The sequence below is a fragment of the Paenibacillus sp. FSL W7-1332 genome (assembly GCF_037969785.1).
Taxonomy (GTDB): Bacteria; Bacillota; Bacilli; order Paenibacillales; family Paenibacillaceae; genus Paenibacillus_AQ.
Genome location: NZ_CP150209.1, coordinates 1713983 through 1728408, shown reverse-complemented (window position 1 = coordinate 1728408; position 14426 = coordinate 1713983). Strand labels below are relative to the sequence as shown.

10 protein-coding genes are annotated in these 14426 nt (G+C 51.7%); 3 read left to right on the top strand and 7 right to left on the bottom strand.

The genetic code is table 11. The annotated features are described in order from the left end of the window. Positions 1 to 40 precede the first annotated feature (40 nt). Complete coding sequence (locus MKX98_RS07335) at positions 41 to 952, bottom strand: LysR family transcriptional regulator (protein WP_220686243.1); 912 nt, start codon at positions 950 to 952, stop codon at positions 41 to 43. Positions 953 to 1071: 119 nt separating this feature from the next. On the opposite strand from MKX98_RS07335, the gene MKX98_RS07330 reads away from it, so the two are divergent. From MKX98_RS07330 to MKX98_RS07320, 3 genes are all read left to right on the top strand, one after another. Then, the gene (locus tag MKX98_RS07330) at positions 1072 to 2466 is read left to right on the top strand and encodes an MFS transporter (RefSeq protein ID WP_339222355.1); all 1395 of its coding nucleotides are present in this window, start codon (positions 1072 to 1074) and stop codon (positions 2464 to 2466) included. Positions 2467 to 2726: 260 nt separating this feature from the next. Then, positions 2727 to 3011, top strand: coding sequence for a hypothetical protein (locus MKX98_RS07325; protein ID WP_339222353.1), 285 nt, complete (start codon positions 2727 to 2729; stop codon positions 3009 to 3011). A gap of 145 nt (positions 3012 to 3156) precedes the next feature. Continuing rightward, positions 3157 to 4077, top strand: coding sequence for a class I SAM-dependent methyltransferase (locus MKX98_RS07320; RefSeq protein WP_339222352.1), 921 nt, complete (start codon positions 3157 to 3159; stop codon positions 4075 to 4077). A 403-nt stretch (positions 4078 to 4480) separates the two neighbouring features. Here the strand turns inward: MKX98_RS07320 and MKX98_RS07315 are convergent, their stop codons facing one another. From MKX98_RS07315 to MKX98_RS07290, 6 genes are all read right to left on the bottom strand, one after another. Next, positions 4481 to 6340, bottom strand: coding sequence for an ABC transporter ATP-binding protein (locus tag MKX98_RS07315; protein ID WP_339222350.1), 1860 nt, complete (start codon positions 6338 to 6340; stop codon positions 4481 to 4483). Next, on the bottom strand, positions 6321 to 8063 hold the full coding sequence (locus tag MKX98_RS07310; protein ID WP_194541352.1) for an ABC transporter ATP-binding protein: 1743 nt from the start codon (positions 8061 to 8063) through the stop codon (positions 6321 to 6323). Before MKX98_RS07310 ends, MKX98_RS07315 begins: the two co-directional genes overlap by 20 nt. Positions 8064 to 8340: 277 nt before the next feature. Beyond that, positions 8341 to 11658, bottom strand: coding sequence for an FtsX-like permease family protein (locus tag MKX98_RS07305; protein WP_339222348.1), 3318 nt, complete (start codon positions 11656 to 11658; stop codon positions 8341 to 8343). A gap of 13 nt (positions 11659 to 11671) precedes the next feature. Next, complete coding sequence (locus tag MKX98_RS07300; RefSeq protein ID WP_339222346.1) at positions 11672 to 12373, bottom strand: ABC transporter ATP-binding protein; 702 nt, start codon at positions 12371 to 12373, stop codon at positions 11672 to 11674. Positions 12374 to 12748: 375 nt separating this feature from the next. Beyond that, positions 12749 to 13756, bottom strand: a complete 1008-nt coding sequence (locus MKX98_RS07295) for a C45 family peptidase (RefSeq protein WP_339222344.1) — start codon at positions 13754 to 13756, stop codon at positions 12749 to 12751. 129 nt (positions 13757 to 13885) lie between these two features. Beyond that, a complete protein-coding gene (locus MKX98_RS07290; RefSeq protein ID WP_339222342.1) occupies positions 13886 to 14368 on the bottom strand; it encodes an SRPBCC family protein in 483 nt (160 codons plus the stop codon). Positions 14369 to 14426: the final 58 nt, after the last annotated feature.

The following is a 14426-nucleotide window of genomic DNA, read 5'->3' as shown; positions in this document are numbered from 1 at the left end:
TAGAAGGGGATCGCCGGGACAGGAAAAAAGACGTGATCTGTCAGATCACGTCCCTATGCATCATCGGCTCCTGAAACTCGCCGAAATAGTCTACCAGGAATGACTGGAATTCTCTTGCGGCCTTGGACAAATATCGCTGCTCCAGCCACGCTAGAGTGAAGGTACGGTAGCAGGAAGGTTTCTCGATACGCACCATCGCGTACGGCGGCTCTTCATCCCCTTTGCACCCGGGTACAAATGCGGCTCCAAGCCCGGCGGCCACCAGACTTCCCAAAGCGGCAGGTTCATCCACTTCACAGACGACATCCCGGCTGATCCCGGCCAATCGGCAGAACTCCTCATTCATTTTTCGGAACGGGTGGCCTTCCTTGTATTCGATGAAGGCTTCCCCCGCAACGTCCTGAAGGGAAATGCTCTTCCTGCCCGCCAATCGATGACCGTGGGGTACCGCCAAGAACACCTCGGCATGGAGAACCGGGATTTCCCGAAACTTGTCATCATCCAATGCCGCAGCCGCAAAGCATAAATCGACTTCACCATTCTCCAGCATCTGCACCATCTCCATCATCGAGTCAGGCGGAATCTGGATAATGCGGAAATTCACATCAGGATATCGCGCACGGAAAGCTCCCAATGCTTTGGACAGCCGAGGCAGTGCCGTCGTTGCAATGCGGATGCTGCCCCGCTCCATACCTGCCAAATCCGACACCTCTCTCTTCCCTTCCTCAAGCGCTGACAATGCCGTATCTACGCTTTTCAGAAAAGCCTTCCCGAATGAATTGAGCTTGATTTGCCGATTCTGCCGATCGAACAGCTGTACTCCCAAATCTTCCTCTAACCTGGCAATCGTCTTGCTGAGCGCAGGCTGGGCAATTCGGAGTTCCTTCGCAGCCTTGGTCATATGCTCCATTCTGGCCACCGTCTGAAAATAATGCAGCTGAAGCAGTTCCACGATGTTCTTCCTCCTTTATTGATACCCTTGAGTATATGAATGCATGTCATAATATATATTTTTATTTATTAACTATCGATTGTAGAATAAATCGTAACCAAAGGAAAGGGGGAAATCACATGAACGAACATCAGCAACAACCACCATCTGCTGAAAAATTAATACGCATTCTGGCCTTTACGATGATTCTCTCATCGATGAGCGCAACGATGTTTAATATCGTGCTTCCGGAGATCAGCAAGCAATTCCAGCTTTCCTTTGCCCAGGTCAGCTGGGTATCGTCGATTTACATGCTGATTTATGCCATAGGCTCTGTCCTATATGGAAAATTGGCCGACACCTATAAACTCAAAAATCTGCTTACTTTCGGTTTGCTTCTCTTCCTAGTCGGTTCTATTGTAGGTTTGTCGGCACAAGCCTACTGGATGGTGCTGCTGGGGCGGATCCTCCAGGCTGCGGGGGCAGCCGTCATTCCTGCAACCGCCATGATCATTCCCGTTCGCTATTTCCCTGCGGAAAGCCGGGGCCGCGCGCTCGGCATAACCGCCACCGGACTCGCTATAGGAAGTGCGATTGGGCCGGTTGTCTCGGCTCTGATCGTCAGCGTGTTCCACTGGAGATGGCTCTTCTGCATCCCGCTGTTGATCCTTGTTACCTTGCCGCTGTACCGCAAATATTTGGGCAATGAACAAGGTCAGGGTGGACGAATCGATTGGCTCGGCGGCGGTCTTCTCGCCGGAACGGTTGCGCTGCTGCTCCTTGCGGTGACGCAGAGTGGATGGATATTCGGCGTAGGCAGCTTCATGCTGTTCCTGTTGTTCCTCCTGCGCATTCGATCGGCTAAAGAGCCTTTTGTCCAGCCCCGTTTATTCAGCAACAAAAGCTATTCGGTCGGTCTGGTCCTCGGCATATTCATCATGAGTGTCGGTTACGCCCTGCCTTTTCTTACTCCGCAGCTGCTGGCGGATATTAACGGTTTGGCTCCGGGATGGATCGGATTTGTTATGGTGCCGGGAGCCGTCGCTGCGGCCATACTCGGTGGAAGAGGCGGCAAGCTCGCGGACACCAAGGGAACGCGTTATCTGTTCTATACAGCGTCCACCCTGCTTCTGCTCTGTTTCGCCCTGTTGTCCACCTTCGCGGGCGTATCGCCATACCTCATTGCGCTGATTCTGGTCTTTGGCAATGTAGGTCAAATATTTATGCAAATCTCGCTCTCCAAGACCATCTCATTGTCGCTGCCCAAAGAGCAAACCGGTGTCGGGATGGGATTGTTCTCGCTGCTTAACTTCCTGTCCGGCGCGATCTCCACGGGGGTGTACGGCAAAGCCGTCGATCTTGGCGCCGGCAGCTCCTGGAATCCGCTGAACCTGTTCCAGGGCGCTTCCACCTACAGCAACATCTATATCGTCCTGGTTGCCTTGCAAGCTGGAGTTCTTCTGCTGTTCATGCTGCAGTTTGGCAAATCCGCGGGGCAGCGTAAACTGCAGCTTCAAACTACGAGCTCTAAATAAGGGAAAGAACAGCAGATAGGTCCGTGTTAAATTAAAATATGCAAGCCTCCGTATTTGACCCTTTGTGATTACCCACAATTATACAATGCGGAAATCAGGCCGTTTTATATCGAGATTCCGCAATGTGAGCCCGACGACCTTCGAGACACCGTCTAGCCTGAACCCGTTGGCCTGACGAATTGGCTGATAAAGGCTAGAATTACGGAGTGCCGTTTGACTATCTCAGGAAGCTGGCGGACTATTGATGCACCTCGTACGATTTGCACAACACGAAGCCCGATGTAGCTGAGAGGACGAAGTGCCCCGGAAAAGCTGCAGCGGTTGCCTTTGTCCTCGAATTTTTCCGCTGGGGGCAACAGCGATTGAAGGAATGGATTTATATTCGTAGCGTCTTATCAACATACCAAGGGGCTATCCCTGGTCAATCGACCTTTGGGACAGCCCCTTGGTTTTCGTCTCTGCTGGTGGCTCCCGGATTCTCCAAGAAGTCGATCGAATCGCTCCACTCGGGTACCGGATTTACCAGATATCACATCCAATATTAGGAGAAAATAAAAAAAACGCCATCAAATATGGCGATAATGTGAACTTTAACTATTCAATACATTTATTATACCATAAATTTACATGAAAGTCAAGTCTTATCCTGCCGGGCCTTGCCATGCTACAACGGATAAGAGGTGATCCATCATGGAAAAGAAAAGCCTGACCGCTCTTGTCAGCGCATTTTCGCGGGCGTATCACGCCAAGCATAATCAAGTGAAAATTTTTGACGATCCCATCGCCATCCAGTTGTTAACCGATCAGGAATACGAGCAGATAGCCTTCAACATGTCCCAGGCCGTAACTTTCTTCCGGCCGTCGTTTGTCGGCTCGCAGGAGCAGGCGCTGCGCGAAGTCGTCGATTATCAGCTGTCTCCTTCTCCGCTCGGGAGAGCAGCATTTGCCGAGCAATCGCTCGCCGTTGCCGCCGGCTTGGGAGCCGAACAGTATCTAATCTTTGCCTCCGGCTACGACACCTTCGCCTACAGACAGCCGGAGTGGGCTGAAAAGCTGCGTATTTTCGAGATCGATCATCCCGTTACGGCAGCGGATAAAGAAAGGCGCGTATCCGCTCTCCCATTGGCCAAGCCGGCGAATCTACATTGCATTGCCGCAGACTTTTTAGAAGCGGACTGGACAAGCCGTTTAGCAGCCTGCCCGGCTTTTGACCCGGAACGAATCAGCTTCAGCAGCTTGCTCGGAATCAGTTATTATTTGCCAAAACAGGCATTCAAGCAGCTGTTGTCGTCCATTGCCCGGCGGGTCCCCAGCGGCAGCAGCTTTGTCTTTGATTATCCCGATGAGCTTACACTTACCCCGGAGGCGGGTGAACGGGCGCAGAAGCAGGTCATGATGGCCATGCGGGCGGGCGAACCCATGCAGGCAGGCTATTCCTACGCGGAGCTGGAGCAATTGCTGGAAGAGGCTAATTTGTTGATTTACCAACATCTAACTCCTTCCGAGATTACAAGGGAGCTGTTTCAGGCCTATAATGAGAGTCAGCCTGATCACAAAATAACGGCATTCGACAACGTTAACTATTGCTTGGCTGTCAAGTCCTCCCGATAATCACGGATGAGGGCGGAAAGAGCTTGACTTCTCTCTTCCACAAGGGGATGAAGCTTCAGTACTCGTCCATAGTTTATTGGGGTATGCTCCAAATACGGAACGGTTGTCAGTAAACAAGCTCAAATCGCGCAAAAAGTAGAAGCTAACGGAACCACTGTCAACGAATGAGTGAAAATCATAAAATCCGAATACCCAAAAAAACCACCGGAGCCCTGCTTGGCTTAAAGCCTCTCCGGTGGTTTTGATTATGGCTAATGCGATATTCCAAATGGTATGGGACGCTCGGCTCCAACTATGACCTATACCAGGTAACCTTATTTGGGGGAACCGCAGTTCGGACAAATGATGATAGTGGTTCTAGAGCAGAGGTACACTCCCTTATCATGGTGTCTGCGCCATGTTGTTACATAGCCGCCCGTTTCAGCTGGCCGTAATACAGGTCGCTGTAGAATCCTCCCTGCTTCAGCAGCTCATCATGGGAGCCCTGCTCTAATAAGCGTCCATCCTTGAGCACCAGGATGCGGTCCGCCGAGCGGATCGTGTTTAGACGGTGGGCAATGACAAAGCTCGTCCGCCCTTTCATCAATCGCTGCAATCCTTCCTGGATTTTGATTTCCGTTACGGTATCGATGCTGCTTGTCGCTTCATCCAGCACCAGCATGGAAGGGTTGGCCAGAATCGCCCTCGCGATGGCAAGCAGCTGCTTCTGTCCTTGACTGATGCCGCTGCCGTCAGGTTTGAGTTTCTTGTCATAACCATCCTTCATCCGCACGATAAACGAGTGGGCGTTGGCCAATTTCGCGGCTTCTTCCACTTCCTCATCGGTGGCATCCAGCCGTCCGAAGCGGATATTCTCACGGATCGTGCCCTGGAAGAGGAAGGAATCCTGCAGCACAAAAGCCATCTGCGCGCGCAGACTCTCCCTGCGGATCGAAGCAATATCCCGCCCGTCGAGGGTAATCCTTCCACTGTCCGGATCGTAAAACCGGGAGAGCAGCTGAATTAACGTCGTTTTCCCCGCACCGGTCGGACCGACCAGCGCAATCATCTCACCGGGTTTCGCTTCAAAGCTGATTCCTTCCAGTGTGTCTCCGTCTTTCTCATAAGAAAACGAGACGTTGTCGAACTTCACCGCGCCCTCCACGCTCTTCAGCGTGACAGCAGCCCCTTCGTCCTTCGCTTCAACCTCTTCATCCAGCACCTCGAATACGCGTTCCGCCCCCGCAATGGCAGACAGCAGCGTATTCCATTGGTTCGCGAGATCGTTCAGCGGTCTCGTAAACTGCCTTGCATAACTCTCAAATATAATGATGACGCCGATCGTAATATGCCCCTGAATCGCCATGATGCCGCCGATGCCTGCTACGATCGCAAAGCTCAAGTTGTTGAGCCCGTTCATCAGCTTCGGAATGAAGCCTGATATGCTCTGCGCCCAGAAGCCCGACAGACGAATCCGTTGATTGCGCTCATCGAATTCGCGGACAACCCGTTCTTCCTGGGAAAAAGCCTTAATAATCCGCTGCCCCGACAGCGTTTCTTCAATATACCCGTTCAGATCCCCCAGGTTGCGTTGACGCTCCTTAAACAAGGGGCCGGTCCGCCGGGTAATCCAGCGCATCCCCATCATCATCAGAGGCACGACCAGGAATGTCAGCAGCGTAAGGAGCGGACTAAGCCATAACATGACGGTTAATGTGCCGATTAAGGTCAACACGCTCGAGAAGATTTGAATCGCTGAGCTGTTGAGCGTTGAACTCACGTTCTCGATATCATTCGTCAGGCGGCTCATGATCTCGCCCTGCTGGCGCTTGCCGTAGAACGGGATCGGGAGCCGGTGCAGATGCGTGAACAGATCCATCCGCATCCGGTACACCGTCTCTTGGGCGATGCCGATCATCCAGACGTTGTGCAGCCAAGTGGTTAAAGCCTGAAGAACATAGACGGCGGCCAAGCCAACGAGAAAATACAACCAGGCCGCGTCGATGGAGCTGTCCGGATTACGCACATCATCCAGAAATCTATCCACGCCGACGCCAAGCAGATAGGGACCTAGCAATGCAAGGCCCGAGCTGATCAACACCATCAGCAGCACGAGTGCGAGCTTGCCTTTGCGGCGGGCGAGATAAGTCCATATTCTGGAGAGGGTGCCCGACCAGTTTTTGGCCTTGGCCTTAGGCTTGCTCCCCTGGCCGCCATCCTTATTCTTGCCAAGATCAATCTTCGGTCTCGGATGACGAAACGGTTCAGTGAATGCCTTGAGCATGCTGCTGCGCCTCCTCTCCGTATTGGGATTCATAGATGCGTCGATATAGAGAGGAACTTTCCATCAAATCTTCGTGGTTCCCTTTTCCAATCAAACGCCCGTCGTCCAGCAGCAGAATCAAATCAGCCGAAGTGGTCGAGCTGATCTTCTGCGTGATCAAAAACGTCGTACAGGACAAATCCTTCAGTGCATCCAGCAGAGCGCCTTCCGTTCGGACGTCAAGGGCGCTGGTGCTGTCGTCCAGAATAAGGATGGCGGGCTTTCGCACAAGCGCCCGCGCAATGGACAGGCGCTGCTTCTGTCCCCCGGACAAGTTGACCCCGCGCTGGCCCAGCATCGTGTCATAACCGTTAGGGAGACGCTCAATGGTATCGTGGATTTGCGCTCTGCGCGCCGCTTCTTTAATTTCCTCCATGGAAGCCTCCTCGCGTCCCCAGGCAATATTCTCCCGCACCGTACCGGAGAAGAGCAGCACTTCCTGCGGCACATAACCGATGCTGCTGCGCAGATTTACCTCATCGATCGATCCGGCGTCCATTCCGTCTACGCGTACTGTTCCCTTCTCTTCCTCGTAAAGCCGTGGAATCAGCTGTACTAATGAAGACTTGCCGGAACCAGTTGCTCCCATAATCGCGATCCGCTCTCCGGGCCTCGCTTCAAAGGAAATATCCGTCAGCACGTCGATGTCGCTGCCCGGATAGCTAAAACTCACTTGCTCGAACTTCACGCCGCCTTGAATTTGAACCTTTTTATTCTTATCCTTGGCCGCGCTTGCTGCATCCTCTTCCGTATTTAACACCTCTTGCGTCCGCTGTGCGGAAGCGCGTCCCCGGGAGAAGGCAACGACAACCCAGGACAGGGCGGACATGGCACCAATACAACGCAGGGAATAATTGACTACGGCAACCACTTCGCCGACGCTGGCACTGCCGGACGCGATGTCTTTGCGGCCGAACCACAGGACCGCCATAATCCCTGCATTCATTATGAGAAGAATAAACGGCATCGTTGTCTCCGTTAATCGCAAGGTCGAGACCGTGGTGCTCATCAGCTTGCCAGAGGTACGGGCAAAGCGTTCAATTTCGTGTCCCATCCGTACGAATACGCGTATCAACCGAATCCCGGTCAGATTCTCCTGAATGACGCCGTTCACCGCATCCAGTCGCTGCTGTACATGGCGGAACGCATCCGCTGCCCGCTTCATAATCCAAGCGATAAAAATAAACAATAATGGCACGGTAAGGACAAGCAGCAAGCCCAGCTTCACATTCACCACCAATGCCATGATGATGCTTCCCAGCACAACGAGCGGAACGCGCGTCATAAACCGCAAGCCCATGAACACCGTATCCTGAATCTGGGTGACGTCACCTGTAAGTCTGGTAATCAAAGATGAGGTAGCAAACCGGTTAAATATCGAATAAGAGAAAGACTGCACCTTTTCATACAGCTGATCACGCAGATCATAGCCGAGTCCCTGACTCGTATGCGCCGCAAAAAAAGAGCTGGATATTCCCGCTATAAAGGCAATAATAGCGCTTCCAGTTAAAACGGCTCCCCACATCCAGACAACGGATAAATCCTGTTTCTGTATGCCGTCGTCAATGATTTTAGAGATGAGCAGCGGCTGAATCAGCTCAACGGTGAGCTCAATCAGCATCATGACCAGTGCCGCAATCGCTGCGACGCGGTACTTTTTCAAGATCGAGAAAACCATTCCCATAAGCATTCCTCCGAGGCTGAAGACCTTTATCATGTTCATACATCAATTACCCACTGGTCTTCATGTAGTAGCAATATTAGTTCGTACAAGAGCTCGATATGTCTATTATAATATATTTTCTCCTAGAACTTACCGACTGATTAAAAAATCACAGTAATTCACATTCCAAATCGCAACTCCTGGCTTGTGTAGGAAGCATTGCAAAGGAGATGAAAAAAAGAGCCTATTCTTCAGGATTGTCTCCTCTCGAATAGGGCTCTCTTGTTGAAACATATAGCTATTCCACCGATTTCAGCGCTTCAATCATATCAATCCGCTTTAGCTTGTAATGCATGGAGGCCATCACAATGGCCGAGAACAACAGCGTCAGCAGTGCCGCATAGCCGTAACTGATTCCATGGATCGCGGGACTGAACATCATCGCATCCACTTCTGCGGTTAGTAGCACGAACCGGTGCAGGAACACGCCACCCAGACTGCCCGCTATAATCCCCAGCGCGGTCAGAATCATATTTTCGCGATAGATGTACATGGTTACTTCCTTATCATAAAAGCCAAGCACCTTGATCGTTGACAGCTCCCGTATCCGCTCGGATACGTTAATATTCGTCAGATTGTACAGCACGACAAACGCAAGTGCCGCAGCAGATACAATCAGGACAACCACCACGACGTTCATGCTGTCCATCGTATCACTGAAAGCGTCGCTTACCCCGCTCGTGAAGCTGACCATTGCCACCCGCTGGCTTGCGGTTAACGATTCTCCAAGCTGGGCTTCCCACTCCGGATTGTGATCGTGATTGTCATACGTCAGCAATTGACTGTTCACTTCCGGCCCTGCATCAAAAATCTCTTCGTAATACAGCGGCGTCATATAGACGTAGTGCATGGCATAGTTCTCCGTTATCCCGGCTACACGTATTTCAAAGGGATCGTTGTCGCTGTTCTGTACGGTGAAAGTACTGCCGATCTTGAGATCAAACAGCTTGGCAAGCTTCTCGGTAATGATCGCACCGTCATCCGTCAGGGACAGCGTCTGCTCCTGCCCACGGGATTTCAGGATGATAAACGAATCGATCTCATCTGGCGATTGCGGCACGAACAAACTCACATCCTGAGTGTTCACCCCGGGGGCGGCCGCAGTCATCGCCTCTTGCGTCACATTTAAAATCCCCGTAATCTCCGGCGTTTCCGCAATGCGCTTGTTATAATCCTCCAGCATGCCGCTATCGCCGTTATCGTCTTGAAATACAACGGTCGCCTGATGCTGCATAATCTTTCCGTATTGCAGCGGCGCGATATCCCCGATGGAATCCTTGAGACCGAAACCGGTCAGTATCAGGGCCGTGCAGCCGGCAACGCCGCAAACGGTCATAAACATCCGCTGCTTGTAGCGGAACAAATTACGGGCGGTGACTTTTCCAATAAAGCCGAGCCGGTTCCACACCCAAGGAACTCGCTCCAGCCATATGCGGGATCCGTTCTTTGGGGCTCTGGGGCGCATCAGGACCGAAGCGTTGCTTCGAAGTTCCACCCGCGTCGCCACATAAGCGGTCATGGTCGTACAGAGCACGGCCACGATGATCGAGATGATGCTGTAGCTGAGATAAAATCGCGTTCTCACATCCGGCAGGTTGTATAAAGCGCCGTAAGCATCATAGATAATAGCGGGAAACAAGGTGAAGCCGATACCCAGTCCGGCTGCTGAGGCCGCAACACTTGCCAGCGTCGAATACACCAGGAATTTTTTCATCACATCCCGATTGCTGTATCCAAGTGCTTTCAAGGTCCCAATCTGCAGCCGCTGCTCCTCAACCATACGAGTCATCGTTGTCAGGCTGACGAGGGCGGCGATCAGGAAAAAGAATACCGGGAATGCCGTTGCAATGGAAGATAAGCGGTCCGCATTATCGCTGTACTCGGTATAGCCCGGATTGACGCTGCGGTCCATGACGTAGACTTTGGGCAGCTCAAGCTGATCCAGTTCCTTCTGTCCCTCCGCCACTTCCTTCTCGCCATCGGCGATTTCTCGCTCAGCCTTTGCTTTTTCTTCATTAAATTTCTTTAGACCCTCCTGGTATTTCTCCTGTCCTTGGCTAAGCTCCGCTTTCGCATCTGCGAGTTTGGCTTCCCCTGCCTGCTTAGCAGCAGCAAGCTCCTCCGTTCCTTGCTTCAACGAAGCTTCACCCTGCACGAGCTGACGCTCGGCTTCCCGAAGCTTGGCCTCACCTTCTTTTAGTTGTGCCCGGCTTGCATCCAGCTTCTGCTGAGCGTGATCCATCTGTTGCGAAGCTGCGTTTAAACCGCTCTGGAACGCAGAAGCAGCCTTTTGCAAAGCAGCTCCATCCAATGCTCCCTCCATGTAACCCGCAGTGGCTGCTCCCAGCTTCGGATCTGCTGCCTGAGCCGCTGAAAGCAGCTCTTGCCTCTGTTCTTCCGGTATGTCTATCGGATCTAAACCGGAGATTTGCTGCAGCGCCTTCGCCAATTGCTGCCCTTGTGCCAGCTTTGGCGCAAGCTCCAACTTTTGTTGATCCAGTTGACTTTGACCTGTCTTAAGCTGGGACTGTCCCTGTTCCAACTGCTGATGATTCCGCTTCAGCTCCGCTCTGCCCTGGGCAAGCTTTCTTGCCGCGGCATCCAGCTTGGCTTGTCCCTGTGCCAGCTCGGTTTGAAGTTTATTCACGCCATCGCGGTAGGATTGCTCTCCTTCATTCAGCTTGATTTTCGCTTCCTTTAACTCCTGCTCCGCATCGGTCAGCTGCTTCTTGGCATCCTTGATTTTGTCCAGGGCCTCATTCAGCTTCTTCTGCCCCTCGGCACGAATCTCTGCCAGCCGCTCCCGGGGCATGGTCTTCAGTGCCAGTTCTACCGCTTCTTTGTGCCGTTTGATCTTCTCGTCATACTCAGGCGTATAGGGAGCTGATTCAGCGGTGTCCTGGAAGGTCAGGTAGGCTTCCGTATACACAGGTAGTTTAAAGTCCTGCTCCGGTATAACGGCGAACACATCCGCAGTCCCCTTGCCGATGCCGCTCGTTCCCCGGCTCATGCTGCTGATGAACAGCGGACTCTTCGCCCTTCCCACGACCGTATAAGTGAGGTGGTCAAACGTTTTCTTGAGATTGACTTCCTCATCCGGATTGGTAAAGGTAATCTGATCCCCCAGTTTACATTCGTTCCCCCGATCTCCCGCGTCGATGACGATCTCTCCTGCGGCCTCCGGCATTCGACCTTCTGTAAGCACGTATTGATTCAGATTATTTCCTGGGTCATAGGAGAGGACCTTCGCGATCCGCCCGCTGTCACCGAGAAATACGTCTGCACTATAGCCAGGTTGAACCTCATCCACTCCGGCAATCAACTTCAGCTTCTCGATATCGCTTTGTTCGAGACCCAAGGTGGACTGAACCTTAAGATCCATCAGCTTTAAATCGCTATAATAGTGATCCGCTGTGTCCAGCATATCCGGACCCGTGGCTTTTATCCCCGCAAAAAAACCGACGCCGAGCATAATAATGGCAAAAATGGACAGAAACCGAGCTTTTGTCCGCGATATTTCCCGGAAAATATCAGTCCACAACGCTCTTTTCTTCATAATATGTGTCTCCCTACCACTCGATGTTGTCTACAGAAACGGGGTTCGGATTCAAAACCATGTTTCGGACCTTGGCATTGTTGATCTCGATGACCCGATCCGCCATCGGCGTCAGGGCAGAATTATGCGTAATGACGATAACCGTCGTTCCGGTATGGCGGCAAGTGTCTTGGAGCAGCTTAAGCACCTGCTTCCCCGTATGATAATCAAGCGCACCCGTGGGTTCATCGCAGAGAAGCAGCTTCGGCTGCTTGGCGAGTGCCCTGGCAATCGCTACCCGCTGCTGTTCTCCGCCGGACAGCTGTGCCGGAAAATTGTTCAGACGATTACCCAGGCCGACATCCCGCAATACTCGCTCCGCGTCCAAGGCCCGAGGAGAAATCTGCGAAGCCAGCTCCACATTTTCTTTTGTCGTCAGATTGGGAACCAGGTTATAAAATTGAAACACAAATCCGACGTCATTGCGCCGATAGCCGGTCAACTCCTTGCTGTTAAACCTTGCAATATCCGTTCCATCCACGAGTACTTGTCCCTCATCCGCCGTATCCATGCCGCCCAATATATTCAGCACCGTGGATTTGCCTGCACCGCTGGGACCGACAATGATCGCAAACTCGCCTTTTTCAATCTCCAGGTTGATTCCATCATTGGCTACAATCGTGGTCTCTCCCATTCGGTAGCGCTTATATTCATCCTTCATGCTCACAAAAGCCATGTGTACCCCCCTCCCAACTCATGGTTGCAATATCGGCTTAAATCGTTATGTAAACTAATGTAACCCAAAAGAGGGCTTATCCGGTGCTTAAGCCAGAGGGCCGTTCACCGTGATTGGATACGAACTTCGGCATCTGTCGTGACTGTGCTAAACCTCTTGTTTGTGTCTTTACCGTTGTTAGACTCCTTGTTTTCTGACGTTCATTCAATGAAATGATCCTTTAAAATCAGTGTAGCACAAACAAATCGGCCAAAGAAAACGCAGCCACCCCCGCGGGTGGCAATGTCACAGAATGTTCCAAATTCGAAATAGCCCGAGCAGCACAAAAAAGCGCTTCTTCGCCTGGGAAGAAGCGCTTCTCTGATAGATTTATTGTCAATCGATATGCCCAGTCAGTGTCGCTTCCTGAAGATCCTTGCCTTCGACCCAATCCCTGAACGAAAAGTCAAGCACGCGCCCCTGAGCAAGCGATGTCATGACCCTTCCTTCTTCGAAGGCGTACGAAAAGGTATGCAGCGTTCCGAACAAATCGTCGTAATCCGTAAAAAATAACGGGGACTTTCGGTCCTTAAACAAACCGAAAACCTCGGTTTGGGTTAACTGTTCAGCATCCAAGCTATCGATATAACGTTTACGCCGAAGGGAATGCTCGATGGATGGCCTGTTTTTGCCCGTCAAAGCCTCATAATGGTTAACGCAGGCGATCGCCGCCTCCCCGCCCGCACGGGTAATCACTTGATCCGGACTTGCTTCCACAACGGCCATGTTCCCTCGTGCATCCCCTATTGAATAGTTATAACAAGCCGCATGGGGAATATGGCGCAGCATATAAGACGCTTCTTCCACAGTACCGCATGACTCCAATACCATCCGAACGCCGACCCAAGGCGACACACCCGCCTGGTATCCGTCAAAGCTGACAAAATGAAGCCCGGCGGCAAGCCCTTGCTCATTCACCCCGTCATGCCTGCCTATTGCCTGCAAATTATAGCCTGCACTCGCTAAGCCTTGATCGGCTTGAGCCACTGTAAAATAACCATCGTAAAACGCAGGCGTAAAATCGTAATTTCTTACGTAATACGAAGCCGTGATCATCGCCGAGCATCCCATGGCCGCGATTTTCGGGACGTCATATCCGCCGAGAAGCGCCGCTGCTTTGGAAAACGGCATTTCCAAGCCTTCCGCCAACCCTTCAAGCTCCGACAACAGCTGCGGGGCAAACTCGTTATAAATGCTCTTCAGTTGTTCCGAGTCGATCTCCGGCTTGGTGACCGCTTCGAACGCTTTTAATATCGGTTGATTTCGCAGACTGCGACCCAGCTTAAGCCCGTTATGATAGTTATCTTCTCTAAGCTGTAAGATGTGCACCGTGTAATCCGGCATTTTAACCCCTCCACCCAAGCGGTTTCCATATGGGAATATATCCCTAACCCGATTATAGATGCAATTCATCCATCTTCCAATAAAAAAGCTCCTACCCGGCATGTTTACATACTGGGTCGGAGCAGATTGTTATGCGCGCGGCAATTGTTTAAATACTTGAACGTATTGCTCGTATTTTTCGGACCAGGCGTCTTTGCGCGATTCAAGCGTCCTGCCATCCAGCAGTGCTTCAATGACGTCCAGACATACGTCCCAACCGGCAATATCCTTCGGTGTATGATCCGTAATTTTCGTTATCGTCTCGATCAGTACCATACGACAGCCTTCGGCCTCGGGATGCAGCTCAAAACGTACCCGGTCCTCTCCCCACGTATACTCCAGTACCGAAAACTCCCGATAGTCCGTAATTTCAAATTCTTCGAACGTTCCATCCTGCATGTCAAATGTAATTCTTCCGCCTTGACGCAAATCTTCCACCTTCAGCTCCGAAAACCACTGTGTGAGCTTGTCATTATCCGTCAGATAGGACCACACCTTCTCAACCGAATGCTTCAGGCGGCGTTCAAATCGGACGGTCGTTCCGAACTCGTCTTGCTGTACTACTGCCAGCATTTTTCATCCTCCTTAGTAATGTTTTATTTAAAAATAGATCTTCCAATCAAAAACTACA